General features: G+C 71.3%; 28 protein-coding genes. 12 read left to right on the top strand and 16 right to left on the bottom strand.

Features of this window, described 5'->3' with window-relative positions; all coding sequences use genetic code 11:
• The first annotated feature begins 8 nt into the window (after positions 1–8).
• The 6 genes from A5700_RS17455 to A5700_RS17430 all read left to right on the top strand — a co-directional run bounded on the left by A5700_RS17455 (position 9) and on the right by A5700_RS17430 (position 5,621).
• Positions 9–947 (top strand): metal ABC transporter solute-binding protein, Zn/Mn family, encoded by a 939-nt coding sequence (locus tag A5700_RS17455; protein WP_068066231.1) that lies wholly within the window; start codon positions 9–11, stop codon positions 945–947.
• Positions 934–1,728: a metal ABC transporter ATP-binding protein gene (locus A5700_RS17450; protein WP_068066228.1), complete on the top strand. Its 795-nt coding sequence runs from the start codon at positions 934–936 to the stop codon at positions 1,726–1,728. The genes A5700_RS17455 and A5700_RS17450 overlap by 14 nt, the downstream gene beginning before the upstream one ends.
• A complete protein-coding gene (locus A5700_RS17445) occupies positions 1,725–2,585 on the top strand; it encodes a metal ABC transporter permease (protein ID WP_068066225.1) in 861 nt (286 codons plus the stop codon). The genes A5700_RS17450 and A5700_RS17445 overlap by 4 nt, the downstream gene beginning before the upstream one ends.
• A 105-nt stretch (positions 2,586–2,690) precedes the next feature.
• Positions 2,691–3,449, top strand: a complete 759-nt coding sequence (locus A5700_RS17440) for a LamB/YcsF family protein (protein WP_068066220.1) — start codon at positions 2,691–2,693, stop codon at positions 3,447–3,449.
• Entirely contained in the window at positions 3,449–4,369 is a 921-nt protein-coding gene (locus A5700_RS17435) for an MBL fold metallo-hydrolase (protein ID WP_068066218.1), read from the top strand. Before A5700_RS17440 ends, A5700_RS17435 begins: the two co-directional genes overlap by 1 nt.
• A 10-nt stretch (positions 4,370–4,379) precedes the next feature.
• The gene (locus A5700_RS17430; protein WP_068066215.1) at positions 4,380–5,621 is read left to right on the top strand and encodes an SLC13 family permease; all 1,242 of its coding nucleotides are present in this window, start codon (positions 4,380–4,382) and stop codon (positions 5,619–5,621) included.
• On the opposite strand, the gene A5700_RS17425 is transcribed toward A5700_RS17430, so the two are convergent.
• From A5700_RS17425 to carD, 6 genes are read right to left on the bottom strand one after another with little or no spacing between them, the layout of a single operon-like run.
• Positions 5,618–6,601 (bottom strand): glycerophosphodiester phosphodiesterase, encoded by a 984-nt coding sequence (locus tag A5700_RS17425; RefSeq protein ID WP_231973698.1) that lies wholly within the window; start codon positions 6,599–6,601, stop codon positions 5,618–5,620. The genes A5700_RS17430 and A5700_RS17425 overlap by 4 nt on opposite strands.
• Before the next feature lie 4 nt (positions 6,602–6,605).
• Positions 6,606–7,538, bottom strand: a complete 933-nt coding sequence (gene rlmB / locus A5700_RS17420; RefSeq protein ID WP_068066213.1) for a 23S rRNA (guanosine(2251)-2'-O)-methyltransferase RlmB — start codon at positions 7,536–7,538, stop codon at positions 6,606–6,608.
• A gap of 12 nt (positions 7,539–7,550) precedes the next feature.
• The gene (gene cysS, locus A5700_RS17415; protein WP_068204886.1) at positions 7,551–8,960 is read right to left on the bottom strand and encodes a cysteine--tRNA ligase; all 1,410 of its coding nucleotides are present in this window, start codon (positions 8,958–8,960) and stop codon (positions 7,551–7,553) included.
• Between the two features lie 19 nt (positions 8,961–8,979).
• Positions 8,980–9,486 carry a 2-C-methyl-D-erythritol 2,4-cyclodiphosphate synthase gene (gene ispF / locus A5700_RS17410; RefSeq protein ID WP_156671272.1) on the bottom strand — a complete coding sequence of 169 codons (507 nt, stop codon included), beginning with the start codon at positions 9,484–9,486 and terminating at the stop codon, positions 8,980–8,982.
• A gap of 11 nt (positions 9,487–9,497) precedes the next feature.
• On the bottom strand, positions 9,498–10,187 hold the full coding sequence (ispD, locus tag A5700_RS17405; protein ID WP_068070561.1) for a 2-C-methyl-D-erythritol 4-phosphate cytidylyltransferase: 690 nt from the start codon (positions 10,185–10,187) through the stop codon (positions 9,498–9,500).
• Between the two features lie 15 nt (positions 10,188–10,202).
• Positions 10,203–10,691, bottom strand: a complete 489-nt coding sequence (gene carD / locus A5700_RS17400) for an RNA polymerase-binding transcription factor CarD (protein WP_007166539.1) — start codon at positions 10,689–10,691, stop codon at positions 10,203–10,205.
• A 287-nt stretch (positions 10,692–10,978) separates the two neighbouring features.
• On the opposite strand from carD, the gene A5700_RS17395 reads away from it, so the two are divergent.
• The 3 genes from A5700_RS17395 to disA are packed head-to-tail and all read left to right on the top strand — an operon-like array spanning position 10,979 to position 14,109.
• Positions 10,979–11,542 (top strand): hypothetical protein, encoded by a 564-nt coding sequence (locus A5700_RS17395; RefSeq protein WP_068070559.1) that lies wholly within the window; start codon positions 10,979–10,981, stop codon positions 11,540–11,542.
• Between the two features lie 60 nt (positions 11,543–11,602).
• The gene (gene radA / locus A5700_RS17390; protein ID WP_068070557.1) at positions 11,603–13,039 is read left to right on the top strand and encodes a DNA repair protein RadA; all 1,437 of its coding nucleotides are present in this window, start codon (positions 11,603–11,605) and stop codon (positions 13,037–13,039) included.
• Positions 13,036–14,109 (top strand): DNA integrity scanning diadenylate cyclase DisA, encoded by a 1,074-nt coding sequence (gene disA / locus A5700_RS17385; RefSeq protein WP_068070555.1) that lies wholly within the window; start codon positions 13,036–13,038, stop codon positions 14,107–14,109. The genes radA and disA overlap by 4 nt, the downstream gene beginning before the upstream one ends.
• A gap of 59 nt (positions 14,110–14,168) precedes the next feature.
• Here the strand turns inward: disA and A5700_RS17380 are convergent, their stop codons facing one another.
• Positions 14,169–14,972 (bottom strand): hypothetical protein, encoded by an 804-nt coding sequence (locus A5700_RS17380; protein WP_156671263.1) that lies wholly within the window; start codon positions 14,970–14,972, stop codon positions 14,169–14,171.
• A 135-nt stretch (positions 14,973–15,107) separates the two neighbouring features.
• Positions 15,108–15,725, bottom strand: a complete 618-nt coding sequence (locus tag A5700_RS17375) for a carbonic anhydrase (protein WP_068070551.1) — start codon at positions 15,723–15,725, stop codon at positions 15,108–15,110.
• A 30-nt stretch (positions 15,726–15,755) separates the two neighbouring features.
• Here A5700_RS17375 and A5700_RS17370 point away from each other — a divergent pair, with 30 nt between their 5' ends.
• Complete coding sequence (locus A5700_RS17370) at positions 15,756–16,640, top strand: A/G-specific adenine glycosylase (protein ID WP_231991422.1); 885 nt, start codon at positions 15,756–15,758, stop codon at positions 16,638–16,640.
• A gap of 5 nt (positions 16,641–16,645) precedes the next feature.
• Here A5700_RS17370 and A5700_RS17365 read toward each other — a convergent pair whose 3' ends face one another.
• Positions 16,646–17,410: an alpha/beta fold hydrolase gene (locus A5700_RS17365; RefSeq protein ID WP_068070547.1), complete on the bottom strand. Its 765-nt coding sequence runs from the start codon at positions 17,408–17,410 to the stop codon at positions 16,646–16,648.
• Positions 17,411–17,473: 63 nt separating this feature from the next.
• On the opposite strand from A5700_RS17365, the gene mhuD reads away from it, so the two are divergent.
• Together mhuD and A5700_RS17355 are read left to right on the top strand one after the other, a co-directional pair.
• Complete coding sequence (gene mhuD, locus A5700_RS17360; RefSeq protein ID WP_068070545.1) at positions 17,474–17,794, top strand: mycobilin-forming heme oxygenase MhuD; 321 nt, start codon at positions 17,474–17,476, stop codon at positions 17,792–17,794.
• Positions 17,769–19,133, top strand: coding sequence for a serine hydrolase (locus A5700_RS17355; protein WP_068070543.1), 1,365 nt, complete (start codon positions 17,769–17,771; stop codon positions 19,131–19,133). Before mhuD ends, A5700_RS17355 begins: the two co-directional genes overlap by 26 nt.
• Positions 19,134–19,137: 4 nt before the next feature.
• On the opposite strand, the gene A5700_RS17350 is transcribed toward A5700_RS17355, so the two are convergent.
• The 7 genes from A5700_RS17350 to A5700_RS17320 form a co-directional block, all read right to left on the bottom strand.
• Positions 19,138–19,689: a histidine phosphatase family protein gene (locus tag A5700_RS17350; RefSeq protein ID WP_068070540.1), complete on the bottom strand. Its 552-nt coding sequence runs from the start codon at positions 19,687–19,689 to the stop codon at positions 19,138–19,140.
• Positions 19,686–20,477, bottom strand: coding sequence for a CbtA family protein (locus A5700_RS17345; RefSeq protein WP_068070538.1), 792 nt, complete (start codon positions 20,475–20,477; stop codon positions 19,686–19,688). Before A5700_RS17345 ends, A5700_RS17350 begins: the two co-directional genes overlap by 4 nt.
• 5 nt (positions 20,478–20,482) lie before the next feature.
• Positions 20,483–20,692 carry a CbtB-domain containing protein gene (locus tag A5700_RS17340; protein WP_068070536.1) on the bottom strand — a complete coding sequence of 70 codons (210 nt, stop codon included), beginning with the start codon at positions 20,690–20,692 and terminating at the stop codon, positions 20,483–20,485.
• 203 nt (positions 20,693–20,895) lie between these two features.
• The gene (gene clpC1 / locus A5700_RS17335) at positions 20,896–23,430 is read right to left on the bottom strand and encodes an ATP-dependent protease ATP-binding subunit ClpC (protein WP_068070534.1); all 2,535 of its coding nucleotides are present in this window, start codon (positions 23,428–23,430) and stop codon (positions 20,896–20,898) included.
• Between the two features lie 330 nt (positions 23,431–23,760).
• Positions 23,761–24,102: a histone-like nucleoid-structuring protein Lsr2 gene (lsr2, locus tag A5700_RS17330; protein WP_068070532.1), complete on the bottom strand. Its 342-nt coding sequence runs from the start codon at positions 24,100–24,102 to the stop codon at positions 23,761–23,763.
• Between the two features lie 124 nt (positions 24,103–24,226).
• Positions 24,227–25,726, bottom strand: coding sequence for a lysine--tRNA ligase (lysS, locus tag A5700_RS17325; RefSeq protein ID WP_068070530.1), 1,500 nt, complete (start codon positions 25,724–25,726; stop codon positions 24,227–24,229).
• Between the two features lie 48 nt (positions 25,727–25,774).
• On the bottom strand, positions 25,775–26,596 hold the full coding sequence (locus tag A5700_RS17320; protein ID WP_068204879.1) for a type III pantothenate kinase: 822 nt from the start codon (positions 26,594–26,596) through the stop codon (positions 25,775–25,777).
• Position 26,597 lies beyond the last annotated feature (1 nt).

Below are 26,597 nucleotides of genomic sequence, written 5' to 3'. Positions count from 1 at the left end.
GACCCCATATGGCACGAGTCACTGCGAGGCGCCGGCGACGTGTCGTCGCGCCGGCCCTCGCCCTCGTGGCGCTCGGCTCGACGGTGCTGGCGGGGTGCGGGGCGGCCCGCTCGGCGCATCCGCACGAGGCCACCGTGGTGACCTCCACCGACGTGTGGGGCAGCGTGGTCGGCGCCGTCGCGGGCGGCCACGTCACCGTCAAGGCCATCCTCACCGGCGGCAGCGTCGACCCGCATTCCTACACCGCCACGCCGTCGGACGCCGCGGCCCTCACCGACGCCACGCTGGTCGTCTACAACGGCGGCGACTACGACCCGTGGGTGACGCAGGTGCTGGCCGGGCGGCCGGGCGCGGCGCCCGTGGCCGCCTACTCGTTCGTCGCCAAGGACAAGGGCGACGATCCGCCCAACGAGCACGTCTTCTACGACCTCGACGTGGCCAAGTCCGTCGCGAACGCCGTCGCCGACCGGCTCGCGGGGATCGACGCGGGCGACGCGACGGCGTATCGGGCCAACGCCGCCGCGTTCTGCCGCGACGCCGACGCGGTCGCCGGCGCCGAGCGTTTGATCGCGACCAACTTCCCCGGCGCGTCCGTGCTCGCGACCGAACCGGTCGCCCACTACCTGCTCAAGGCCGCCGGCGTGGTCGACCGCACGCCCCGCGCCTTCAGCACCGCGAACGAGAACGGCACCGACCCGTCGCCCGCCGACATGGCGTTCGTCCTCGACCTGGTCAAGCGCCGCCAGGTGTTCGCGGTCGTGGTGAACCCGCAGACGTCCACCCCGGCGATCACCGGGTTGCGCGACGCCGCCCGCGACGCGGGCGTGCCCGTGACCGAGGTGACCGAAACTTTGCCGGCCGGCACCGATTACCTTGGCTGGCAACGCACTACGGTTCAACAGCTCAATTCCGCCCTGCAGTCGGGCCGGGACAATGCCCGTCATTGACCAGGCGGTCGCGGACCGCTCGCCCGCCGTGTCGATGACCGGTGCCCGCCTGGCGTTCGGCGACCGGGTGCTGTGGGACCAGCTCGACCTGTCGGTGTCGCGGGGTGAATTCATCGCGGTCCTGGGCCCCAACGGCACCGGCAAGACCTCGTTGCTCAAGGTGCTCCTCGGCCTGCTGCCGCTGAGCGCCGGCGCGGTGTCGGTCGACGGGCAGGTCGGCTACGTGCCCCAGCAGCACCCTATGGACGCAGACGTGATGCTGCGCGGGCGCGACCTGGTGCGCCTCGGCGTCGACGGGCGCGACTGGGGCTGCCTGCCGCTGCGGCGCGCCGGCCGGGAGCGCCGCCGGGCGGCCGTCGCGCGGGCGATCGAGCAGGTGAACGGCGAACGGCTGGCCGACGTGCGGGTCGGGGTCATGTCGGGCGGCGAGCTGCAGCGGATGCGCGTCGCGCAGGCGGTGGCCAGCGATCCGACGCTGCTGCTGTGCGACGAACCGCTGGCGGCCCTCGACCCCGCCAACGCCCGGCTGATCGCGGCGTTGATCGACCGCCGGCGGCGCGAGGCCAACACCACCGTCATCGTCGTCACCCACGAGGTGAACACGATCCTGCCCTACGTCGACCGGGTGCTGTACCTGGTCGACGGCCGGTTCCGGATCGGCGCGGTCGAGGAGGTGCTGACCACCGAGACGCTGTCGACGCTGTACCGGGCCGACGTGCAGGTGGTGCGGGTCAAGGACCGTTACGTGGTGGTCGGCGAGGACAGCGGGCGATCGCTGTGAACCCGCAGCTCGCCGACGTCCTCGGGCACCTGTTCGCGTTCGACGTCACCGCCCGGCTCCTCGGCCACGACTTCGTCCAGCAGGCCCTGCTCGCCGGGGCGCTGCTCGGGCTCGTCGCCGGGCTGATCGGGCCGTTCGTCGTGATGCGGCAGATGTCGTTCGCGGTGCACGGGTCCAGCGAATTGTCGCTCACCGGAGCCGCTTTCGCGTTGCTCGTCGGCCTGCAGGTGGGACTTGGCGCGCTGCTGGGCAGCGCCCTGGCGGCCGCGCTATTCGGGCTGCTCGGCCGGCGCGCGCGGGAACGCGATTCGGTGACCGGCGTGGTGCTGGCGTTCGGGCTCGGACTGGCCGTGTTGTTCATCTACCTCTACCCGGGCCGCACCTCGACCAGTTTCGCGCTGCTGACCGGACAGATCGTCGGCGTGGGTTACAGCGGCCTGGCCGTGCTGGCGGTGGTCTGCCTCCTGGTCGTCGCCGTGCTGGCCGCCTGCTACCGCCCCCTGCTGTTCGCGACCGTCGACCCCGACGTCGCCGCCGCCCGCGGCGTCCCGGTGCAGGCGCTCGGGATCGTGTTCGCGGCCCTGGTCGGCGTGGTGGCCGCCCAGGCGGTGCAGATCGTCGGCGCCCTGCTGGTGATGTCGCTGCTGATCACCCCCGCGGCCGCCGCCGCCCGGGTGGTCGCCTCGCCGGCGGCGGCGATGCTGGCCTCGGTGATCTTCGCCGAGGTGTCGGCCGTCGGGGGCATCACGCTGTCCCTGGCGCCCGGCGTGCCGGTGTCGGTGTTCGTCGCCGGCATCTCCTTCGCGATCTACCTGGCGTGCTGGCTGCTCGGGCGCCGCCGGGCGGTCACCGCCTAGGCTTGTCCGCACGGCCGGTCCCAACTGCGCGAAAGGCTCTGCTGCGTCGGCGGCAAGGCGACCTCTGCGCCCGGCCGCGGCGCGGCGGCACCATAAGCTGGGCGGGTGGCCGACATCGACCTCAACGCCGACCTGGGCGAGGGCTTCGGCGTCTGGCGCCTGGGCGACGACGACGCCATGCTGGAGATCGTCACCAGCGCCAACGTCGCCTGCGGCTTCCACGCGGGAGACCCCGCGGGCCTGCTGCGGGTGTGCCGGTCGGCCGCCGAGCGCGGGGTACGCGTCGGCGCGCAGGTGAGCTACCGCGACCTCGCCGGCTTCGGCAGGCGCTTCGTCGACGTCACCACCGACGATCTGACCGCCGACGTGCTCTACCAGATCGGCGCCCTGCAGGCCCTCGCGCGAGCCGCCGGAACGACGGTGTCCTACGTCAAACCGCATGGCGCGCTGTACAACACCATCGTCACCCACCGCGAGCAGGCCGCCGCCGTCGCCGAGGCGGTGCGGCTAGCCGACGCCGCCCTGCCGGTGCTCGGCATGGCGGGCTCGGCGTTCTTCGACGAGGCGCGGCGGCGCGGGCTGCGCACCGTCGCCGAGGCGTTCGCCGACCGCGCCTACCGGCCCGACGGCACGCTGGTGTCGCGCCGCGAGCCCGGCGCCGTGCTGCACGACCCGGCGGCGATCGCCGACCGGGTGCTGGCGATGGTGAGCTCCGGACAGGTCACCGCGGTCGACGGCACCCTGGTCGCGCTGCGAGTGGAATCCGTGTGCGTGCACGGCGATTCGCCGGGCGCGGTGCGGATCGCGAGCGCCGTTCGCGACCGGCTGACGGCCGCCGGCACCCGCCTGGGGGCGTTCTGCTGATGCGGCTCAAATGGGGGCGTCCCGACATTGCGCGGTACGCGGACCGGTTCGACGCGCCCGCCGCCGGGCCGGACGCGCCGCTGTCGGTGACCTGGCTCGGGGTGGCGACGCTGCTGGTCGACGACGGCTCGTCGGCGGTGCTGACCGACGGCTACTTCTCGCGCCCGGGGCTCGCGAAGGTCGCCGCCGGCAAGGTGGCGCCGTCGCCGGCGCGCGTCGACGGCTGCCTCGCGCGCGCGAAGGTGCCGCGCCTGGCGGCGGTGATCCCCGTGCACACCCACATCGACCACGCCCTGGACTCCGCGCTGGTCGCCGACCGCACCGGCGCGCAGTTGGTGGGCGGGCAGTCCGCGGCCAACGTGGGGCGTGGCCACGGGCTTCCCGAGGACCGGATCGTGGTCGCGACCAGCGGCGCGCCGCTGCGGCTCGGCAACTACCACGTCACCCTGGTCGAGTCCCACCACTGCCCGCCCGATCGATTCCCCGGCGCGATCAGCGCGCCGGTGGTGCCCCCGGTGCGGGCCTCGGCGTATCGCTGTGGCGAGTCGTGGTCGACGCTGGTGCACCACCGGCCGACCGGCCGCCGGCTGCTGATCCAGGGCAGCGCCGGTTACGTCGAGGGCGCGCTGCGCGGTCAAAGCGCCGACGTGGTGTACCTGTCCGTCGGGCAGCTGGGCCTACGCCCACCCTCCTATCTGGTCGACTACTGGACCGAGACGGTGTCCGCGGTGGGGGCGCGCCGGGTGCTGCTGATCCACTGGGACGACTTCTTCCGGCCCCTGTCCAAGCCGTTGCGCGCGCTGCCGTACGCGGCCGACGACCTGGACGCGTCGCTGCGCATCCTCGACGGGCTGGCCGCGCGCGACGGCGTGGCGCTGCACCTGCCGACGGTGTGGCGGCGCGAGAACCCGTGGGCGTGAGGCGCTGTCGATGACCCTGACCGTCGCGCTGGTGTTGCTGGCTGCCGTCCTGGCCTTCGCCGTCGTGCGCCCGCGCGGCTTGCCGGAGGCGGTGGCGGCCGTCCCCGCGGCGGTCGTCCTGGTGGCGATGCACGCGATCTCGGTGCGGCAGGCGGCGGCGGAGATCGCCGACCTGTCCGGGGTGGTCGCCTTTTTGGGCGCGGTGCTGGTGCTGGCCAAGCTGTGTGACGACGAGGGGTTGTTCGAGGCCGCCGGCGCGGCCATCGCCCGCGGCCGGGTGCGCTCGAGCGGCCTGCTGCTGCGGGTGTTCGTCATCGCGTCCGTGATCACCGCGGCGCTGAGCCTGGACGCCGCCGTGGTGCTGCTGACGCCCGTCGTGCTGGCCGCCGTGCGGCGGCTGGGCACCCGGGTGCGGCCGTACGCCTACGCCACGGCGCACCTGGCCAACGGCGCGTCGCTGCTGCTACCGGTGTCGAACCTGACCAACCTGCTGGCCTTCCACACGGCCAACATCTCGTTCACCAAGTTCACCCTGGTGATGATGCTGCCGTGGTTGGCCGCCGTGGGCTCGCTCTACCTGATCTTCCGCTGGTTCTTCGCCGAAGACCTACGCGTGCAGCCGAACTCGGAGGAACTGGGTCCGCCGCCACGCCCGCCGGTGTTCGTGCTCGTGGTGGTCGGGCTGACCCTGGCCGGGTTCGCCGTCGCGCAGTCGGTCGGCCTGAGCCCGGCGTGGGCCGCGCTGGCGGGCTCCGTGGTGCTCGGGCTGCGCAGCCTGCGGCGGCGGAATACGACGGTGGCCGAGATCGCCCGCTCGGTGCACGTGTCGTTCCTGGTGTTCGTGCTGGCGCTGGGCGTGGTGGTGCAGGCGGTGACGCTCAACGGCATGGACAGGGCGATGAAGTCGGTGTTGCCGTCGGGCAACGGGTTGCCCGCCCTGCTCGCCATCGCCGCCATCGCCGCCCTGCTGGCCAACGTGGTGAACAACCTGCCCGCGACGCTGGTGCTGCTGCCGTTGGTCGCGCCCGGCGGCCCGGTCGCGATCCTGGCGGTGCTGATCGGGGTGAACATCGGCCCCAACCTGACCTACGTCGGCTCGCTGTCGAACCTGTTGTGGCGACGCCTGTTACGCCAGCATGACGTCGACGCCGGCGTCGGCGAATACACACGCCTCGGCGCGTGCACCGTGCCCGTGTCGCTGGTGGTGGCGGTGCTGGCGCTGTGGGCGTCGGCGCGCGTGCTGGGCCTCTAGCGCCGCCGGTAGCTTGGCGGCAGCGGCCGGCCCAGCCCGGCCAGCACCGCGCGCGCCCGGCTCGGGTAGTCGGTGATGAAACCGTCGACGCCGTAGCCGATCTGGGCGCGCATGGCGTCGGCGTCGTCGACGGTCCACGGAATCACCCGCAGCCCCAACGCGTGCGCGCGCTCGACGTATGGCGCCCCGGCCACCAGCCGGTAATCCGGCGAGACGATGCCGGCACCCACCGCCAACGCGCCCCGCAACGGATCGCCGACCCCGGCCTCGCCGGCCAGCCACGGCGAGCCCGGCGCCCAGGTGGTGTCGTCGTACAACGCCACCAACGGGATCGACGGCTCCGCGCGGCGCACCAGCGGCAGGGTCCGCCAGTCGAAGCTCTGGATCTCGACCCGGTCGATCTTGCCGGCCGCGCGGACCGCGGCCAGTATCACGTCGACGAACTGCTGCGGGCCGGCGGAGGCTTGCGGATGGTCCGCCTCCACCTTGGTCTCGATGTTGTAGCGGACGCCGTCGGCGCCGTAGGAGTTGGCCAGCGCGAAGACGTCGGGCAGCGCGGCGATCTTGTTGCCGCGCACCACCTCCGCGTCGGGAAAATCGGCCAGGCGGTTGCCGCAGTCCAGCGTGCCGACCTGCGCCGCGGTCAGCTCGTGCACCAACTTGCCGACGTAGGGGTACTGCGGGTCACCGGCGAACGCGGGCCCGGTGTCGGAGCACTTCTGCGCCTCGATCGTCGGGTCGTGCCACACCAGCGGCTGCCCGTCGGCGGTGAGCACGACGTCGAGTTCCAGTGTGCTGACGCCCAATGCGAGCGACTTGGCGTACGCGCGCAGCGACTCCTCGGTGGTCTCGCCGCGACCGCCGCGGTGGGCCTGCAGATCGAAGTCACCGGCCTGCGCCGACGCCGCGCCGAGGGGCAGCAGCGCGGCGGCGAGCAACGCGACCAGGGCGGCGCGCAGCCGCGCTGTCCGGCCGGGCACCGGGTTAACTCCGGCGCTGCCGCGCGATTTCGGCCAGCACCACCCCGGCGGCGACCGAGGCATTCAACGATTCGGCGTGCCCGGCCATCGGGATGCACACCACCTCGTCGCAGGTCTGGCGCACCAGCCGGGAGAGCCCTTTGCCCTCCGACCCGACGACCAACACCACTGGGTCGGCCCCGTCGATGTCGTCGAGGGCCGTGTCGCCGCCGGCGTCCAGGCCGACGACCCGCAGCCCGTGATCGGCCCAATCCTTCAGCGTCCTGGTCAGATTGGTCGCCCGCGCGACCGGCAGGCGGGCCGCCGCCCCCGCGCTGGTGCGCCACGCCACCGCCGTCACGGACGCCGACCGGCGTTGCGGGATCAGCACGCCGTGGCCCCCGAACGCCGCCACCGACCGCACGATGGCGCCCAGGTTGCGCGGGTCGGAGATGTTGTCCAGCGCCACCAACAGCGCCGGCGGGGCGCCGGTCGCGGCGGCCAGCAGGTCGTCGGGGTGGGCGTAGCTGTACGGCGGCACCTGCAGGGCGATGCCCTGGTGCAGGTGGTTGTTGGTCATCCGGTCCAGGTCGGTGCGCGGCACCTCGAGGATCGATATGCCCAAATCCGCTGCGCGAGCTACGGATTCGGTGAGCCGCTCGTCGGCCTCGGCGCCCAGCGCGACGTACAGCGCGGTCGCCGGCACCCCGGCGCGCAGGCACTCCAGGACCGGGTTGCGGCCGAGCACCGTCTCGGCCTCGTCGGTGCGCTTCTGGGCCGGCCTGCGGTTCTGCGGCGCGGTTCGTTTGGCGGCGGGGTGATTCGGCCGCAGGTGCGCGGGCGGGGTGGGGCCGCGGCCCTCCAGGGCCCTGCGGCGCTGGCCGCCCGAACCGACGACCGGGCCTTTCTTGGTGCCCGCCTTGCGGATCGCCCCGCGGCGCCGCGAGTTACCGGCCATGCGATCTCGGCCCTAGCTTTCCGGGCCGGCCTGCAGCGACCACTGCGGCCCGTCGGCGGTGTCGGTGACTTCGATGCCGGCTTCCTTGAGCCGGTCCCGGATCTCGTCTGCCAACGCCCAGTTGCGTTCGGCGCGGGCCTTCTGCCGGTTCTCCAGCTCGGCGTGGACCAGGACGTCGACGGCCGCGAGCGCCGCCGACGTCTCGTCGCGGGTCTCCCAGCGCTCGTCGAGCGGGTCGCAGCCCAGGATGCCGAGCATGGCCCGGATCGCCCCGGCGTGGTGTTGCGCGGCCTCGTGGTCGCCGGAGTCCAGGGCGCGGTTGCCCTCGGCGCGGGCGTGGTGCACCTCGGCCAACGCCGCCGGCACGGCCAGGTCGTCGTTGAGGGCGGCGCCGAACCGCGCGGTCCACTCGCCAGGCTCGACGGCACCGACCCGCACCCGCACCCGGTGCAAGAATTCCTCAACGCCCACATAGGCTTTCACGGCGTCCTGCAGGGCGGTCTCGGAGAATTCCAGCATCGACCGGTAGTGCGCGCTGCCCAGGTAGTAGCGGAGCTCGGCCGGTCGTACGCGCTGCAGCATCGCCGGGATGGCGAGCACGTTGCCCAGCGACTTGCTCATCTTCTCGCCGCCCAGCGTCACCCAGCCGTTGTGCAGCCAGTAACGGGCGAACCCGTCGCCGGCGGCCCGGCTCTGCGCGATCTCGTTCTCGTGGTGCGGGAACACCAGATCCATGCCGCCGCAGTGGATGTCGAATTCCGCGCCGAGATAGGTGCGGGCCATCGCCGAGCATTCGAGGTGCCAGCCCGGGCGGCCGCGGCCCCAGGGGGTGGGCCAGGACGGCTCGCCGGGCTTGGCCGCCTTCCACAGCGTGAAGTCGCGCTGGTCGCGTTTGCAGGTGGCGGCGCCCTCGCCCTGGTGGACGTCGTCGATCCGGTGGCCGGACAGCTGCCCGTACTCCGGGTAGCTGAGCACGTCGAAGTAGACGTCGCCACCGGCGGCATAGGCGTGACCGGTTTCGATCAGGCGCTGGATCAATTCGACCATCTGGGTGATGTGCCCGGTCGCGCGCGGCTCGGCGGACGGCGGCAGCACGTCCAGGGCGTCGTAGGCCGCGGAGAAGGCCCGCTCGTAGGTCGCCGCCCACTCCCACCAGGGCCGGCCCGCGGCGGCCGCCTTGTTGAGGATCTTGTCGTCGATGTCGGTGACGTTGCGGATGAAGGCGACGTCGCAGCCGCGCGCAATGAGCCACCGGCGCAGGATGTCGAAGGCGACGCCGCTGCGGACGTGCCCGATGTGCGGCAGGCCCTGCACGGTGGCGCCGCACAGGTAGATGGAGACGTGGCCGGGGCGCAGCGGCACGAAGTCACGGACGACGCCCGTCGCCGTATCGTGGAGCCGCAACGGGCCGCAATCGGTCACGACGTGCCAGCTTACCGGGTCAGCTCCCGGCTCCCGGGGCGGTCGCCGTCTGCTGCGCGGGGACCACGAGCGCGGTGGCGATGGCGGCGACGCCCTCGCCGCGTCCGGTCAGCCCCAAGCCGTCGGTCGTGGTGGCCGACACCGACACCGGCGCCCCGAGCAGCTCCGAGAGCACCCGCTGCGCCTCGGCGCGGCGCGGGCCGATCCGGGGCCGGTTGCCGATGACCTGCACGGCGCCATTGCCGATCCGGTATCCCGCGGCGGCGGCCAACTCGGCGACGTGGCGCAGCATGTCGGCGCCGCTGACGCCCGCCCAGCGCGGGTCGTCGACCCCGAACACGGCGCCCACGTCGCCCAGCCCGGCCGCCGACAGCACCGCGTCGCACAGCGCGTGCGCGCCCACGTCGCCATCGGAGTGGCCGGCGCAGCCGTCGGCGTCGGCGAACAGCAACCCGACCAGCCAGCAGGGCCGCCCGGGCTCGATCGGGTGCACGTCGACGCCCAGCCCGACCCTGGGCAGCGGCAGCGGGTCCGTGGTCACCGGCGCACGATCGCTTCGGCCAGCGTGAGGTCGAGCGGGGTGGTGATCTTGAACGCCAGCGGGTCCCCGGCGACCACCCGAACCTGGCCGCCGACGTGCTCGACCAGCGACGCGTCGTCGGTGAAGCCCGCGGCGGGGCGCGGGACGCCGTACGCCCGCAACAGCAGTTCGGTGGCGAACCCCTGCGGCGTCTGCACCGCGCGCAGACCGGCCCGCTCGGGCGTGCCCAGAACCACCCCGTCGGCGTCCACGGCCTTGATGGTGTCATGCACCGGCAGCGCCGGCACCACCGCGCGGTGACCGGCGCGCAGGGCGTCGACCACGCGCTGGATCACCGGCGCCGGCGTCAGCGCGCGGGCGGCATCATGCACCAGCACGAACTCGGGCTTCCCGGACAGCGCCGCCAGCGCCAGGCCGACGGACGCGGTGCGGTCGGGTCCCCCGGCGACGACGGTGACGCCGTCGGGAAGGAGCCGCCCGGCCTGCTCGGCGCGGTCGGCCGGGACGGCCACCACGACATGGTCGACGACGCCGGAGCGCAGCAGACCGGTGACGGAGCGCTCCAGCAGGGTGCGCCCGTCGACCTCACAGAATGCCTTGGGAATCCCCGCGGCGAGCCGCACGCCGGATCCGGCGGCCGGAACGACGGCGACGACCGCGCCTCGAGCGCCCGTCGCCGGGACCACCGAGCGTCAGGGCCTTCAGGAAGCGGCGGCGAGAACCTCGTCGAGGATGGTCTCCGCCTTGGCGTCATCAGTGCTCTCGGCCAGGGCCAGCTCGCCGACCAGGATCTGACGCGCCTTGGCCAGCATGCGCTTCTCGCCGGCCGACAGGCCGCGCTCCTGGTCACGACGCCACAGGTCGCGCACTACCTCGGCCACCTTGTTGACGTCGCCGGAAGCCAACTTCTCCAGGTTCGCCTTGTACCGGCGGGACCAGTTGGTGGGCTCTTCGGTGTGCGGCGCGCGCAGCACCTGGAAGACCTTGTCCAGACCTTCTTGTCCAACGACGTCGCGGACACCCACGTACTCAGCGTTGTCGGCGGGAACTCGAACGGTCAGGTCACCCTGCGCAACCTTCAGGACGAGGTATTCCTTCTGCTCTCCCTTGATGGTGCGGGTTTCGATCGCCTCGACTAACGCAGCACCGTGATGCGGGTATACAACGGTGTCGCCGACCTTGAAGATCATCTGTTTCGAGCCCCTTTCGTTACTTCATCCTAACACGGCCGCCTAACCGCCGCGAAGCAACGGTGCAGGTCAGGGGCACAACACGCGCACATTAGGGGTTGACATGAGGAGCAAGTCGTGCAATGAAACACGATACTCCTGCGCCTTGCCGCCGTCCCGCGCGGCCCGGTAACTGTTCGGCCGCCGCATCGAAACGGTGCTCTCACGCCCCGCGCTACCGCGGGCGAACGGTTCCTACTACTGTGCATAGTTGCACTACCCGAACACGGCCCAGCAGGAGGCAGTGAGTGAACCGCGTCAAGATCAGCCTCCCCGTCGTCGGTCGCGCGCAACCCGCCCGGCTCGTGATCGCGGGCCTCGTGGCGCTGCTCGCCGTCGCGGTCAGCGGTTGCGGGGCGGGCCAGATCTCGCAGATGGCCGTGCAGGAGCCGGCGATCAACGGCAACAAGCTCACGATCCACGACGTGGCGCTGCGGGACATCCGCATCCAGACCCCGCAGACCGGCGACGCCGTGCAGCCGGGCCGCCAGGTGGAGCTGGTGCTGGTGGTGACCAACCAGTCCCCGGACGCCCCCGACCGGCTGGTGAGCGTCACCAGCGACATCGGCTCGGTGGCCCTCAGCGGTGACCCGCGGCTGCCCGCAGGCGGCATGCTGTTCATCGGCACGCCGGACGGCCAGAAGGTGGCGCCCGGCCCCATCGACAACAGCGCCGCCGCCAAGGCGACCATCACCTTGGCCAAGCCGATCTCGAACGGGCTGACCTACAACTTCACCTTCAGCTTCGAGCGCGCCGGCCAGGCCAGCGTGCTGGTGCCCGTGACCGCCGGGCTCTCGCCACAGCCCAGCTAACCCGACACCGACCGCCTGTCGCGGCGGGGGCTTGTCGTACCGGCTCGATACCGTCATGGGGTGGCCAACGCACGCTCCCAGTACCGCTGCTCGGAATGCCGGCACGTCACGGCCAAGTGGGTGGGCCGCTGCCTCGAGTGCGGCACCTGGGGCACGGTCGAGGAAGTGCCGGTACTCAGCACGGTGGGCGGCGCCGCACGCCGGGGTGCCAGGGCCGCCGCGCCAGCGGTCCCCATCACCGCCGTCGAGCCCAACGCCAGCCGGCACCGTTCCACCGGCGTCGACGAACTCGACCGGGTGCTGGGCGGGGGTGTGGTCCCCGGTTCGGTGACGCTGTTGGCCGGCGATCCCGGCGTCGGTAAGTCGACGCTGCTGCTTGAGGTCGCGCACCGCTGGGCGCAGTCCGGCCGCCGCGCCTTGTACATCTCCGGCGAGGAGTCGGCCGGGCAGATCCGCCTGCGGGCCGACCGCACCGGGTGCGGCGGCCCGGCGGCCGCGGAGGTGTTCCTGGCCGCCGAATCCGACCTGCACACGGTGCTCGAGCACATCGCGACGGTCAAGCCCGCGCTGGTGATCGTCGACTCGGTGCAAACCATGTCCACCACCGAGGCCGACGGCGTGTCCGGCGGTGTCACACAGGTCCGTGCGGTCACCGCCGCGCTCACCGCCGCCGCCAAGGCCAACAACGTCGCCCTCATCCTGGTCGGCCACGTCACCAAGGACGGCGCGATAGCCGGGCCGCGCTCGCTGGAACACCTCGTCGACGTGGTGTTGCACTTCGAGGGCGACCGCACCGGCTCCCTGCGCATGGTCCGCGGCATCAAGAACCGCTTCGGCGCCGCGGACGAGGTCGGCTGTTTCCTGTTGCACGACACGGGAATCGAGGGCATCGCGGACCCGTCGAACCTGTTCCTCGACCAACGGCCGGCCCCGGTCCCAGGAACCGCGATCACCGTGACGCTCGACGGCAAACGGCCACTGATCGGGGAGGTGCAGGCGTTGCTGGCCACGCCGGCGGGCGGGTCACCGCGGCGGGCCGTCAGCGGCATCGACCACTCTCGCGCGGCGATGATCACCGCCGTGCTGGAGAAGCACGGCAAGCTGCCCATTTCGGCGCACGACATCTACCTGTCCACCGTCGGGGGCATGCGGCTCACGGACCCGTCGGCGGACCTGGCGGTGGCCGTCGCGCTGGCGTCGGCGCTGGCGGACCTGCCGCTGCCGACGACGGCGGTGATGATCGGCGAGGTCGGGCTGGCCGGAGACCTGCGCCGGGTCAGCGGCATGGGCCGCCGCCTGAGCGAGGCCGCGCGGCAGGGGTTCAGCATCGCCCTCATCCCCGACGGCGACGATCCGCGCCGCGAGATCGTCCCGAGCGGCATGCGGGCGCTGCGCGCGCCGACCATCGGCGCGGCGCTGCAACACATGGTCGCCATCGCCGAGTCCCGCAAAGAGTGGACGCGCCGCGCACCGGGGCCGCACAATGACTCGCTGTGACTCGTCCGACGCTGCGTGACACCGTCGCCCGCCTCGCGCCCGGCACCGGGCTGCGCGACGGCCTGGAGCGCATCCTGCGTGGCCGTACCGGCGCGCTCATCGTGCTCGGCAACGACGAGAACGTCGAGGCCATCTGCGACGGCGGTTTCGCCCTCGACGTGCGGTACGCACCGACGCGGCTGCGGGAGCTGGCAAAGATGGACGGCGCCGTGGTCCTGTCCACCGACGGCAGCCGCATCGTGCGGGCCAACGTGCAGCTGGTGCCGGACCCGTCGATCCCCACCGACGAGTCCGGGACGCGGCACCGCTCCGCCGAACGGGCGGCCATCCAGACCGGTTACCCGGTGATCTCGGTCAGCCATTCGATGAACATCGTGACCGTCTACGTCGGCGGCGAGCGCCACGTGGTGGCCGACTCGGCGACCATCCTGTCGCGCGCCAACCAGGCCATCGCCACCCTGGAGCGCTACAAGATCCGGCTCGACGAAGTCAGCAGGCAGCTCTCGCGCGCCGAGATCGAGGACTTCGTGACGCTGCGCGACGTGCTGACGGTGGTGCAGCGCCTGGAGCTGGTCCGACGCATCGGGCTCGCGATCGACGACGACGTCGTCGAGCTCGGCACCGACGGCCGCCAGCTGCGGCTACAGCTCGAGGAGTTGCTGGGCGGCAACGACACCGCCCGGGAGCTGATGGTGCGCGACTACCACGCGAGCCCCGAGCCGCTGCCCGAGGCGCAGACGACGGCGACGCTCGACGAGCTCGACGCCCTGTCGGACGCCGAGCTGCTCGATTTCACCGCGCTGGCCAAGGTGTTCGGCTACCCGACCACCGCCGAGGCGCAGGACTCCGCGGTCAGCCCCCGCGGCTACCGGGCCCTGGCCGGCATCCCCCGGCTGCAGTTCGCCCACGCCGACCTGTTGGTCCGCTCCTTCGGCACGCTGCAGAACGTGCTGGCCGCCAGCGCCAGCGACCTGCAGTCGGTCGACGGCATCGGGGCGATGTGGGCGCGGCACGTCCGCGAGGGGTTGTCGCAGCTGGCGGAGTCGACGATCACCGACTCACTGAGCTGAACTGAGCTGAGCTGAGCTGAGCTGAGCTGAGCTGAGCTGAGCCGACCCGAGCTGCTGCGTCAGCCGGCCGGGACCGGGCCCGCCGGCGGGGCCTCCGGCGGCGGCACCACCGCGGGCTGCCCGGGCACCGGCCCGGGCGGTGGCGGCGGCTGGTTGAGGATGAACGGCACCGGCTGCGAGCGCAGGTTGCCCAGCTGCACGACGAGGTTGTAGGTGCCCGGCCCGATCGCCGGCCGCGGCAGCGGGCAGTGCGGCGCCGAGCCCATCCCGGTCCAGGTGACCGCGGTGGTGACCTGCTCGCCGGGTGTGAACGTCTTGATCAGCGTCTCGTTGGACGGGGCGCAGTCCAGGTTCGACCACAGCCGCTTGTTGTCCAGCGAGTACACGTAGGCCGCCAGCACCGCGGCGCCGACGTCGCGCTTGCAGGCCACCAGCCCGATGTTGGTGACCACCATGGTGAATTTCGGCTGGTCACCGATGAAGTACTGGGGCGCGTTGGTCAGGCCCTTGACGGCCAGCGTCGAGTCGGGGCAGTCGTCGCCCTCCTTGAGAACCGGCGGCGGCTGCACGGCCGCGGTCGGCGTGGCCGTTTCGGGGTTCTGCCCCTGCGCCGGCGGCTGCACCGGGACGGGCCCCTCGGGACCCGGCGGGGGCGGCACCTGCGGCGCGGGCGCGCCCGGCTTGTTCTGGGCGGAGTTGGCTTTGTCGGCACTGGCGGGCTTGGCGCCCGCGCTGTGCCCCATGAAGGCGATGACGACGGCGGCCACGATCCCGATCACGACGACCGCGATACCAATGGCCAGGCCTCGGCGCCGCCAATAGATCTCGGTGGGTAGCGGGCCACGCGGTTCCAGATCCAGCACGTTTGCAGCGTAGGCGCAGGTCACGCCGATTCGGCTGAGCCACCCCGGCGTGTCGCCGGGTTTGCTGGCCCACCGACGTGTAGGGCGGCCGTTATCCCCCCGGGATTTCCGTGTTATTCGCCGGGGATCGGCTCGTTATTCGCCGATGTCGCCGACGTGGTCGGTCAGCTCCGCCCGGCCGTCGGCCAGGTGGTAGGTGACGCCGACGACGGCCAGGGTGCCGTCGGCCACCTTCTCGCCGATGATCGCCGACCGGGACGCGAGCTGGGCCACCGTCTCGGCCACGTGCCGCTTCTCGAACTGGTCGACGCTGCTCAGGCCGTCGCGCCGGCCCACCAGGATCGACGGGGCGACGCGCTCGACCACGTCGCGCACGAACCCCGGGGGGATCGCGCCGTCGTCGATGGCGCCGACCGCCGCCTTGACGGCGCCGCAGCTGTCGTGGCCCACCACGACGACCAGCGGCACCTTGAGGACGGCCACCGCGTACTCCAGCGATCCCAGGACCGCCGAGTCGATGGCCTGCCCCGCGGTGCGGACCACGAAGATGTCGCCGAGGCCCTGGTCGAACAGCAGCTCGGCGGAGACCCGGCTGTCCGCGCATCCCAGGATCGCCGCGATCGGCTGCTGGCCGCTGGCCAGGCCGGCGCGGCGCTCGACGCTCTGGTTGGGATGTTCGGGGCTGCCGGCGACGAATCGCTCGTTACCCTCTTTGAGTGTTTTCCATGATGTCGCCGGGGCGGTGTGGGGCATGGCCCATATTGTGCTGTGCCACGGTCCGTCGTGGCTAGTTCGGGGCAAATCCCGCCGGGTGAACTTCTGGGGTGGTACGAGCGCGCGCGCCGCGACCTACCTTGGCGCCAGCCCGGCGTCAGCGCGTGGCAGATCTTGGTGAGCGAATTCATGCTGCAGCAGACGCCGGTTGCCCGGGTGCTGCCGATCTGGTCGGACTGGGTCCGGCGCTGGCCCACCCCGTCAGCCACCGCGGCGGCCAGCGCGGCCGACGTGCTGCGCGCCTGGGGCAAGCTGGGGTACCCGCGGCGCGCCAAGCGGCTGCACGAGTGCGCGGTCGCCATCGCGCGCGACCACGGCGACGTGGTGCCCGACGACGTCGAGACCTTGCTGGGCCTGCCCGGCGTCGGCAGCTACACCGCGCGCGCCGTCGCCTGTTTCGCCTACCGCCAACGGGTTCCGGTGGTCGACACCAATGTGCGCCGGGTGGTGGCGCGGGTGGTGCACGGCCTGGCAGACGCCGGCTCGCCGTCGGCGACCCGCGACCACGCCGACGTCGAGGCCCTGTTGCCGGCGGAGGAGACGGCGCCGCAATTCTCGGTGGCGTTGATGGAGCTGGGTGCGACGGTGTGCACCGCACGCGCGCCGCGCTGCGGGCTGTGCCCGCTGGGGCACTGCGCGTGGCGGCACGCCGGCTACCCCGCGGCCCAGGGGCCGCCGCGGCGCGTGCAGGCCTACGCCGGCACCGACCGGCAGGTGCGCGGTCGGCTCTTAGATGTGTTGCGCGCCAGCGATTTTCCGGTGACGCGCGCCGAGCTCGACGTGGCCTGGCTGACCGACACGGCCCAGCGCGACCGGGCCCTGTTCTCGCTGCTGGCCGACGGCCTGGTCACCCAGACCGCCGACGGGCGCTTCGCCCTGGCCGGCGAGGGGTAGCGGGTTCACGGTCGTGGCGCCGTCAGGAACGCCTCGACCGCCGCGCGGTACCGCTGGGGGGCCTCGTCGTGGATCAGGTGGCCCGCCTGTTTGACCATCACATAGGTTGTGGCGTAACCCATTTGGGCCATGGTGCGCATCTGTCCCGGCGGGGTGACCGAGTCGCCGGCCTCGATCAGCAGCGCCGGCGCCCGCACCCCCCGCCACTGCGCCCAATAGTCGCGGGTGCCCCACTCGGCGGCGATCTCGATCCACCGCGCGGGCTGCCCGTGCAACCGCCAACCGGTGCCGGTGCGGTCGAACGCCTCGAGGAAGTACTGCCCGGCGACCGACCCGAACGCGTCGAAAACCTGCTGCGCCGAACCGAATTCGACGGGCAGGGCGTGCAGCCACGGTTCCCAGGGGCCGGTGGTGCGGCCGCGGAAGTCCGGGGCCATGTCCTCGAGGACCAGCGCGTCGACCAACTCGGGTCGCTCGGCGGCCAGGCACCACGAGTGCAGCGCGCCCATCGAATGCCCGACCAGCCGCACCGGGGTCGCCAGCGTGGCCACCGCGTCGGCCAGGTCGGCCACGAACCGTTCGGTGCTGATCGGGTGCGGGTCGGCCACGTCGCGGCCGCGGTGCCACGGCGCGTCGTAGGTGTAGACCGTGCCCAGCCGCGTCAGCCACGGCAGCTGCCGCGGCCAGGTGGAACCCCGCCCCATCAGGCCGTGCACCAGCACTACCGGTGCGCCGTGGCCCCCGTGGCACGTCAGCAGTTGGCTGGGCATAGCACCATCTTGCGTGCCCCGCCCACGGGCCGAGCGCGGGGAGGGGCGGGGTAGCCTAGCGGCATGTCGCCAGTGGTGAAGATCAACGCAATCGAGGTACCCGCCGACGCCGGCCCCGAGCTGGAGAAGCGGTTCGCGCACCGGGCGCACGCGGTCGACAACCAGCCCGGGTTCCTCGGGTTTCAGTTGCTGCGCCCGATCAAGGGCGAGAACCGATATTTCGTGGTCACGCAGTGGGAGTCCGAAGAGGCCTTCCAGGCGTGGGCGCAGGGGCCCGCCATCGCGGCCCACGCGGGCGAGCGGGCGAACCCGGTGGCGACCGGGGCTACGTTGCTGGAATTCGAGGTTGTGATGGACGTTGCCGGCAACAAGCAGGCCGATTAGCGGCATCTCGGCGTGGCGCCGCGCGCTGGCGCTGAGCGCCGCGACCGCGCTGGTCGTGTCGTTCGCGCCGGGTTGCGCGTCTTCGCCGTCCCCCCAGGCGAACGCGGCCAACGCAGGGCGGGAGATCGACACCCGGACCCCGCCCGGCATCCGCGCCCAACAAACCCTGGACATGCTGAACTCCGACTGGCCCATCGGCCCGGTCGGGGTGCGCACGCTGGCCGCGCCGGACAAGGTGGAGTCGGTGCAGACCACCATGGAGGCGTTGTGGTGGGACCGCCCGTTCACCCTCAACGGCGTCGACATCGGCGCCAGCGTCGCCACGCTGCACCTCACCTCGTCTTACGGTGCGCGACAAGACATCCGGATTCACACCGACGACGGCGGCTGGGTGGACCGGTTCGACCTGGAGACGTTGCCGCCGACGGTCAAGTCCTGGCACGACGTCGACGCGGTGCTGGGCAAGACCGGTGCCCGCTACTCCTACCAGGTCGCGAAGGTCGACGACGCCCGGTGTGATCCGGTGGCGGGCACCAACACTGAGCAATCCCTGCCCCTGGCATCGATTTTCAAGCTGTACGTCCTGCATGCGGTGGCCACCGCGGTCAAGGCCGGGACGGTGTCGTGGGACGATCAGCTGACGGTCACCGAAAAGAGCCGCGCCGTCGGCTCTTCCGGCCTGGCGCTGCCGGCTGGGGCGCAGGTCTCGGTGCGCACGGCCGCGGAGAAGATGATCGCCACCAGCGACAACATGGCCACCGACCTGCTGATCGACAAGCTGGGCACCCACGCGATCGAAGAAGCGCTGGCCACCGCGGGCCACCACGATCCGGCCGCCATGACGCCGTTTCCCACCATGTACGAGCTGTTCTCGGTCGGCTGGGGCAGGCCCGACCTGCGCAGCGAATGGGAGCACGGATCCCCGGAGGTGCGGGCCCGGTTGCTGGCGCAGGCGAACGCCTCGCACTACGACCCGGACCCGATCCGCGCCCACTCGCCGGCGTCGTCCTACGGCGCCGAGTGGTACGGCAACGCGCAGGACATCTGCCGGGTGCACGCGGCGCTGCAGGCCGACGCGACGGGCAAGGCGGCGCCGGTGCGCCAGATCCTGTCGGCGGTGGCCGGTATCCAGCTGGACCGCAACGTGTGGCCCTACATCGGCGCGAAAGCCGGTGGCCTGCCGGGGGATTTGACGTTCAGCTGGTATGCCGTCGACAAGACCCAGCAGCCGTGGGTGGTCAGTTTTCAGCTGACCTGGCCGCGCGACCACGGGCCGACCGTGACGGGCTGGATGTTGCAGGTGGCCCGGCAGGTCTTCGCGCTGATTGCGCCGCGCTGACGGCTCAGAGCCGCAGCGTCCAGCGTCGGTCGCGGTAGTGCAGCGCGGTGCGGCTGACCGGCCTGATGTCGATGCGCCAGAACGCATCCGCGGGCGCGCCGAGCGCCGCGACGATCGCGGCGCGAATCACCGCGGGGTGCGTCACCGCCACGGTGCGGCCCGGACCGGCGGTCGCGACCGAGCCCAGCCAGGCCGCCACCCGCTCGGTCAGCTCGGCGATCGATTCGCCGCCGTGCGGCGCGGCCGCGGGGTCGGCCAGCCATACCGCCAGCTCGTCGGGGGGCACCTCCTGCAGCGTGCGCCCGCGCCACCGCCCGCAGTCGAGGTCGGCCAGCAGCGGCTCCGCCGCGGCGCCCAGCCCCAACAGCCGCGCGGTCTGCTCGGCGCGGCGCTCCGGCCCGCGCAGCTGACGGCCCGCCCGGTCACACTGTCCCGCAATGGCTTCGACCTGCCGGCGGCCGAGATCGTTGAGCGGTTCGTCGGCGGGGAACCGGGCCGCCGCCACGGCATTGGTCATGGCGTGCGACACCAGGATCAGCCGGCCGACGGAGGTCACGCCGCGAGGCTCGGCGCCCGTCCGCTCTCGGCCCGCTCCCCCAGCAGCCGGGCCGCGAGCGCCCCGAACACCAGGGCGATCGCCGCCCACAGGATCGCCTGGGCGGCCAGCGACACCAGCCGGAACTCGTAGAGCACGTCGGCGGGAAAGCCGGGGTAGACGATGGCGCCCGCGGGGTCGCGCAACGGTTCTGGCGTCTCGTCGACGGTCGGCAACAACACCGCTACCGCGGCGACCGCCACCAGGTAGGCCGCCGCCGCCAACAGCGTCGCGTTCGTCGCGCCGTGGCGGGCGGTCAGGCGTCGGCGCAGCCACGCGGCCCCGACGGCCAGCGCGATCGAGGTCACCAGCAGGACCAGGTACCACCCGGTGCGCGTCCCGATGGTGTCCGATTGGCCCACGGCCGGTGGGTTCGGCGGGTACTTCACGAACGGCACCAGATACCCCGCGACGAAGGCGCCGGCGCCAAGCGACCAGGAAAGCCGCTGCGGCGCAGCGGATTCCGAGCGCGCGTAGACGACGCAGAACAGCACGGCGAACAGCGCGCCCACGGCGACGCCGAAGATCAGCACACCGAAGCCCAGCCCGGCGCCGGACTGCACACCGCGGGTGAACAGCTCCGCGCCGTGCTCGTGCACGCCGTGCGCGTTCTCGGCGTCGGCCCGGCCGTCCTCGAAGGCGATGGCGCGGCCGATGACGGGCTCGGCGCACAGCCGGGCGAACGCGAACGCCAGCGCGGCGCCGATCGCCCCGGCCAGCAGGCCGCGTCCGATCAAACGCTTCTCCATGCGATTCAGTGGCAGGGGAAGCCGAGCAGGTGCCGCGCGTCGTGCACGAATTCGTGGACGTGCGAATCGCTGCCGAACAGCGACACCGCCCCCTGGTCGATGCCGACGAAGTAGATGGCCAGCAAGGCCACGACGACCGTGGCCGTCAGCCACAGCGCGGCGCCCGCCGCCGACAGGTCAACCGAGCGGGCGGCGGTGGTCCGGGGCTGAGACATTGGTCGACTCCTTCCGGGGATGTGCGCGTCCCCGCTAGGTGATGACGGGCGATGGGTCTGACTATCGACAGTGGCGCGACCGTTCTGGAATTTCACCAGATTCCGTCGCCCGTCAGGACGAAGCCAGTAAACCACGGGCGGTCAGGCAAGCGAAACGGGCGGGCAGCTCCCCGAAGGGAACCGCCCGCCCGTGTGTGGATCGCCTACGGCGTGTCGGGGGCGCTGTGCGCGCCGGCCTTCGCCAGGTCGGGTTCGGCCGGCGGCTTGCGGGCGCCGGTGAAGGTGAACACCGCGTCCTCGCCGCTGCCCTCGCCGTCCCAGTTGTCCACGTCGACGGTGACGACCTGACCGGGACCCAGCTCCTCGAAGAGGATCTTCTCCGACAGCTGGTCCTCGATCTCGCGCTGAATGGTGCGCCGCAACGGGCGCGCCCCCAGCACCGGGTCGAAACCGCGCTTGGCCAGCAACGACTTCGCCTTCTCGGTCAGCTCCAACGCCATGTCCTTGGCCTTGAGCTGGTTGCCGACCCGGCTGACCATGAGGTCGACCATCTTGATGATCTCCTCGCGGCTCAGCTGGTGGAAGACGATGATGTCGTCGATGCGGTTGAGGAACTCCGGGCGGAAGTGCTTCTTCAGCTCGTCGTTGACCTTCTGCTTCATCCGCTCGTAGTTGTTCTCACCGCCGCCCTGGGTGAAGCCCAGACCGACCGGCTTGGAGATGTCGCCGGTGCCGAGGTTCGAGGTGAAGATCAACACGGTGTTCTTGAAGTCCACCGTGCGGCCCTGACCGTCGGTGAGCCGACCGTCCTCGAGGACCTGCAGCAGGCTGTTGTAGATCTCCTGGTGCGCCTTCTCGATCTCGTCGAACAGCACCACCGAGAACGGCTTGCGCCGGACCTTCTCGGTGAGCTGGCCGCCCTCCTCGTAGCCCACGTATCCCGGCGGGGCGCCGAACAACCGCGACGCGGTGAACCGGTCGTGGAACTCGCCCATGTCGATCTGGATGAGCGCGTCGTCGTCGCCGAACAGGAAGTTGGCCAGCGCCTTGGACAGCTCGGTCTTACCGACACCGGACGGGCCGGCGAAGATGAACGAACCCGACGGGCGCTTGGGGTCCTTCAACCCCGCGCGGGTGCGGCGGATCGCCTTCGAGACGGCCTTGACGGCGTCCTCCTGGCCGATGATCCGCTTGTGCAGCTCGTCCTCCATGCGCAGCAGGCGGGTGGTCTCGGCCTCGGTGAGCTTGAACACCGGGATGCCGGTCCAGTTGCCCAGCACCTCGGCGATCTGCTCGTCGTCGACCTCGGCGACCACGTCGAGATCGCCGGACCGCCACTGCTTCTCGCGCTCGGAGCGCTGCGCCACCAGTTGCTTCTCGCGGTCGCGCAGGTTCGCCGCCTTCTCGAAGTCCTGGGCGTCGATCGCCGACTCCTTCTCCCGGCGCGCGTCGGCGATCTTCTCGTCGAACTCGCGCAGGTCGGGCGGAGCGGTCATCCGGCGGATCCGCATCCGCGCGCCGGCCTCGTCGATCAGGTCGATCGCCTTGTCCGGCAGGAACCGGTCGTTGATGTAGCGGTCGGCCAGCGTGGCCGCCGCGACCAGGGCACCGTCGGTGATCGAGACCCGGTGGTGCGCCTCGTACCGGTCCCGCAGGCCCTTGAGGATCTCGATGGTGTGCTCCACCGTGGGTTCGCCCACCTGGACCGGCTGGAAGCGGCGCTCCAGGGCGGCGTCCTTCTCGATGTACTTGCGGTACTCGTCGAGCGTGGTGGCGCCGATGGTCTGCAGCTCGCCGCGGGCCAGCTTCGGCTTGAGGATCGACGCGGCGTCGATCGCGCCCTCGGCGGCCCCGGCACCCACCAGGGTGTGCAGCTCGTCGATGAACAGGATGATGTCGCCGCGCGTGTTGATCTCCTTGAGCACCTTCTTGAGGCGCTCCTCGAAGTCACCGCGGTAGCGGCTGCCCGCCACCAGCGAACCCAGGTCCAGGGTGTAGAGCTGCTTGTCCTTCAGCGTCTCGGGAACCTGCCCGTGCACGATGGCCTGCGCCAGGCCCTCCACGACGGCGGTCTTGCCGACGCCGGGCTCGCCGATCAGCACCGGGTTGTTCTTGGTGCGCCGGCTGAGCACCTGCATGACCCGCTCGATTTCCTTCTCGCGGCCGATGACGGGGTCGAGCTTGCCCTCCATCGCGGCGGCGGTCAGGTTGCGGCCGAACTGGTCGAGCACCAGCGACGTGGACGGGCTGCCGGACTCGCCGCCACGGCCACCCGTGCCGGCCTCCGCGGCCTCCTTGCCCTGGTAGCCGCTGAGCAGCTGGATCACCTGCTGGCGCACCCGGGTCAGCTCGGCGCCGAGCTTGACCAGCACCTGCGCGGCCACGCCCTCGCCCTCACGAATCAGGCCGAGCAGGATGTGCTCGGTGCCGATGTAGTTGTGGCCGAGTTGCAGCGCCTCGCGCAGGCTCAGCTCCAGCACCTTCTTGGCGCGCGGCGTGAACGGGATGTGCCCCGACGGCGCCTGCTGGCCCTGGCCGATGATCTCCTCGACCTGGCTGCGGACGCCCTCCAGCGAGATGCCCAGCGACTCCAGCGACTTCGCGGCGACGCCCTCGCCCTCGTGGATCAAACCCAACAGGATGTGCTCGGTCCCGATGTAGTTGTGGTTGAGCATCCGGGCCTCTTCTTGCGCCAGGACGACGACCCTGCGGGCACGGTCGGTAAATCTTTCAAACATCGGGTTACCTGCTCTCCCTCACCTCGGTACTCACCTTTTGGCGGCCCTTCAAGCAGCCTTGCCGCTCCCCAGGGGCCGGCATCGCGTACCTGCCGTCCACTGTAATGGTCGGCTCGCCGGGGGGCCTAACGTTGCGCCCCCCTGCGGCCGGGGTCTCCGCTTTGTTTGTGCGGACTTCTCGGTGGACTTCCCCGGCGAAAGGCGCCGTAACTGAACAAACGTCACAATGCGCGAATTCGTTTCCTTGGGTTGCCGTTGACCCTTTCGCGTCCAGCGAAACGAAAACCGGCGCCCGGGCTATTGCTGCCCGGGCGCCGGTTCGAAAGCCTGCTAGGTCGCGGCGTGAAACGCGTCGATCACGTCGGCCGGGATGCGGCCGCGGGTGGAGACGTTGTGCCCGTTGCGGCGCGCCCATTCGCGGATGGCTGCGCTCTGCTCACGGTCGATGGCGCCGCGGCCCCGGCCGGCGGTGCCGGACCGCCCCCGCCGCCTGCCGCCGACCCGGCGACCGGCCTCCACCCATTGCTTCAGATCGTTGCGAAGTTTCGCGGCATTCTTGGACGAAAGATCAATCTCATACGTCACCCCGTCGAGGCCGAATTCGACCGTTTCGTCGGCTGCGCCGGCACCGTCGAAATCATCGACCAAGGTGACGGTCACTTTTTTCGCCATTAGCTTACCCTCGCGTTTCATCCTGAGAAGTTGCTGAGCAGATTGGATGGACCTCCCCGGTCACCAATGTGCCATATCCGGGCAGCATACTCAATCTGTGCGCAAGCCGCACAGTTGCCGCTTTCTACTGCGTGTGCGGCCGAACAATCGGGAACAAAACAGTCTCTCGAATTGACAACCCGGTCAATGACATCAACAACCGGTCGATACCCATTCCCGTTCCCGTGCACGGCGGCATCGCATACTCCAGTGCGGCGAGAAAGTCTTCGTCGAGCGCCATCGCCTCGTCGTCGCCGGCGGCCGCGGCCCGGGCCTGTGCGGCGAATCGCTCCCGCTGCACCACCGGGTCGGTCAACTCCGAATAGCCGGTCGCCAGTTCGACGCCGCGCACGTAGAGGTCCCACTTCTCGGTGACGCCGGCGATGCTGCGGTGTTGTCGTGTCAAAGGCGTTGTCTCGACCGGGAAGTCCCGGACGAACGTAGGGGCGACGAGGGTGTTGCCCACCGTGTGTTCCCAGAGCTCTTCGACCAGTTTCCCGTGCCCGTAGCCGCGGTCGCGGGGGATCTCGACCCCGAGCCGCTCGGCGATCGCCCACAGCCGGTCGACGGTCGTGGCCGGGGTGATCTCTTCACCGAGTGCCGCAGACAACGACGGGTACATTTCAATCGACGCCCATTCTCCGTCTATGTCGTAGACAGTCCCGTCGGGCAGCGGCAGTTGTCGGGTTCCGATGGCCTCATCGGCGACCTCTTGAATAAGCTCACGCGTCACAACTGCCGAATCGTCATACGTTCCGTAGGCCTGATAGGTCTCCAGCATCGAGAATTCGGGAGAATGCGTGGAATCGGCGCCCTCGTTTCGGAACACTCGATTTACTTCAAAGACCTTGTCGAAACCCCCGACGACGCACCGCTTGAGGAACAGTTCCGGCGCGATGCGCAGGTAGAGATCGATGTCGAGGGCATTGGAATGGGTGATGAACGGCCGCGCCGCCGCGCCGCCGGCCAGCGTCTGCAACATTGGGGTTTCCACTTCGAGAAATCCGCGCCGTTCCAGCGCGTTGCGGATGGCCCGGATGACGGCGACCCGCTGTCGGGCCACCGCGCGCGCCTCGGGGCGCACGATCAGGTCGACGTAGCGCTGCCGCACCCGCGACTCTTCGCTCATCTCCTTGTGCGCGACGGGCAGCGGCCGCAGCGACTTGGACGCGATCCGCCAGCTGTCGGCCAGCACCGACAGTTCGCCGCGCCGCGAGCTGATCACGGTGCCGTGCACCCAGACGATGTCGCCGAGGTCGACGTCGGCCTTCCACGCGTCGAGGGACTCCCGCCCGACCTTGTCCAGGCTGAGCATGACCTGCAGCGTGGTGCCGTCGCCCTCCTGCAGCGTGGCGAAGCACAGCTTGCCGGAGTTGCGGGCGAAGATCACCCGGCCGGCGACGCCGACCACGTCGTCGGTGGCGGTGTCGACCGGCAGGTCGGGGTACGCGGCGCGCACCTGCGCCAGGGTGTGCGTGCGTTCCACGGCGACGGGGTACGGGTCGCGGCCCTCTGCCAGCAGGCGAGCGCGCTTCTCCCGGCGGATCCGGTACTGCTCGGGGATGTCTGAATCGGCGGCACTCACGACGTGCCAGCTTAAATGACCCGGCGTGGCGCTCGCGCCGGCGCCGCGTCAGCGCGCGGTCTTGAGCCGCCGCTGCGCGTCGCGGTTGCGTTCGAAAACCAGGCGCAGGCCGTGCAGCGTGAGGTGCCGGTCGTAGTGGCTCTGGGTGCGCAGCTCGGGCAGCAGCAACGGTGCGGCGTGGCCGGTGGACACGACGACGACGTCGTCGCCGAGGTCGCTGGTGAAGCCGTCGACGTCCTCGCGGATCCGGCCGACCAGCCCGTCGACCAGGCCGGCGAAGCCGAACACGGCGCCGGCCTGCATGCATTCGACGGTGTTCTTGCCGACCACCGAGCGCGGCCGGGTCAGCTCCACCCGGCGCAGCGCGGCGGAGCGGGCGGCGGCGGCGTCCGAGGAGACCTGCAGGCCGGGCGCAATCGCCCCGCCGAGGAACTCGCCCTTCGCCGACACCACGTCGACGCAGATCGAGGAGCCGAAATCGATGACGATGGCGGCGCTTTGGAAGCGGTGGAACGCGGCCAGGCAGTTGACGATCCGGTCGGCGCCCACCTCCTTGGGGTTGTCCACCAGCAGCGGGATGCCGGTGCGCACCCCGGGCTCGATCAGCACGTGCGGCACCGACGGCCAGTACTGGTCGAGCATGATGCGGACCTCGTGCAGCACCGAGGGAACGGTCGACAGCGCGGCGGCGCCGGTGAGCCGCTCGGAGTCGTCACCGATCAGCCCGTCGATGGTCAACGCCAGCTCGTCCGCGGTGATCTCGGGCTCGGTGCGGATCCGCCACTGCTGCACCACCTTCGCGTGCTCCTTGGAGCCCGAGATCAGCCCGACGACGGTGTGGGTGTTGCGGACGTCGATCGCCAGGAGCACG

Source organism: Mycobacterium sp. E1214, from assembly GCF_001666755.1.
Taxonomy (GTDB): domain Bacteria; phylum Actinomycetota; class Actinomycetes; order Mycobacteriales; family Mycobacteriaceae; genus Mycobacterium.
This window is presented reverse-complemented; position numbering and strand designations above follow the sequence as displayed.

Coding starts and splice junctions, on each gene's coding strand:
- carD (WP_007166539.1), bottom strand. CDS start 10,691: ATGATCTTCAAGGTCGGCGACACCGTTGTATACCCGCATCACGGTGCT.
- A5700_RS17450 (WP_068066228.1), top strand. CDS start 934: ATGCCCGTCATTGACCAGGCGGTCGCGGACCGCTCGCCCGCCGTGTCG.
- A5700_RS17430 (WP_068066215.1), top strand. CDS start 4,380: ATGACCCTGACCGTCGCGCTGGTGTTGCTGGCTGCCGTCCTGGCCTTC.
- rlmB (WP_068066213.1), bottom strand. CDS start 7,538: ATGGCCGGTAACTCGCGGCGCCGCGGGGCGATCCGCAAGGCGGGCACC.
- A5700_RS17365 (WP_068070547.1), bottom strand. CDS start 17,410: ATGCCCAGCCAACTGCTGACGTGCCACGGGGGCCACGGCGCACCGGTA.
- mhuD (WP_068070545.1), top strand. CDS start 17,474: ATGTCGCCAGTGGTGAAGATCAACGCAATCGAGGTACCCGCCGACGCC.
- lsr2 (WP_068070532.1), bottom strand. CDS start 24,102: ATGGCGAAAAAAGTGACCGTCACCTTGGTCGATGATTTCGACGGTGCC.
- A5700_RS17375 (WP_068070551.1), bottom strand. CDS start 15,725: ATGCCCCACACCGCCCCGGCGACATCATGGAAAACACTCAAAGAGGGT.
- A5700_RS17435 (WP_068066218.1), top strand. CDS start 3,449: ATGCGGCTCAAATGGGGGCGTCCCGACATTGCGCGGTACGCGGACCGG.
- A5700_RS17340 (WP_068070536.1), bottom strand. CDS start 20,692: ATGTCTCAGCCCCGGACCACCGCCGCCCGCTCGGTTGACCTGTCGGCG.
- A5700_RS17455 (WP_068066231.1), top strand. CDS start 9: ATGGCACGAGTCACTGCGAGGCGCCGGCGACGTGTCGTCGCGCCGGCC.
- A5700_RS17345 (WP_068070538.1), bottom strand. CDS start 20,477: ATGGAGAAGCGTTTGATCGGACGCGGCCTGCTGGCCGGGGCGATCGGC.
- clpC1 (WP_068070534.1), bottom strand. CDS start 23,430: ATGTTTGAAAGATTTACCGACCGTGCCCGCAGGGTCGTCGTCCTGGCG.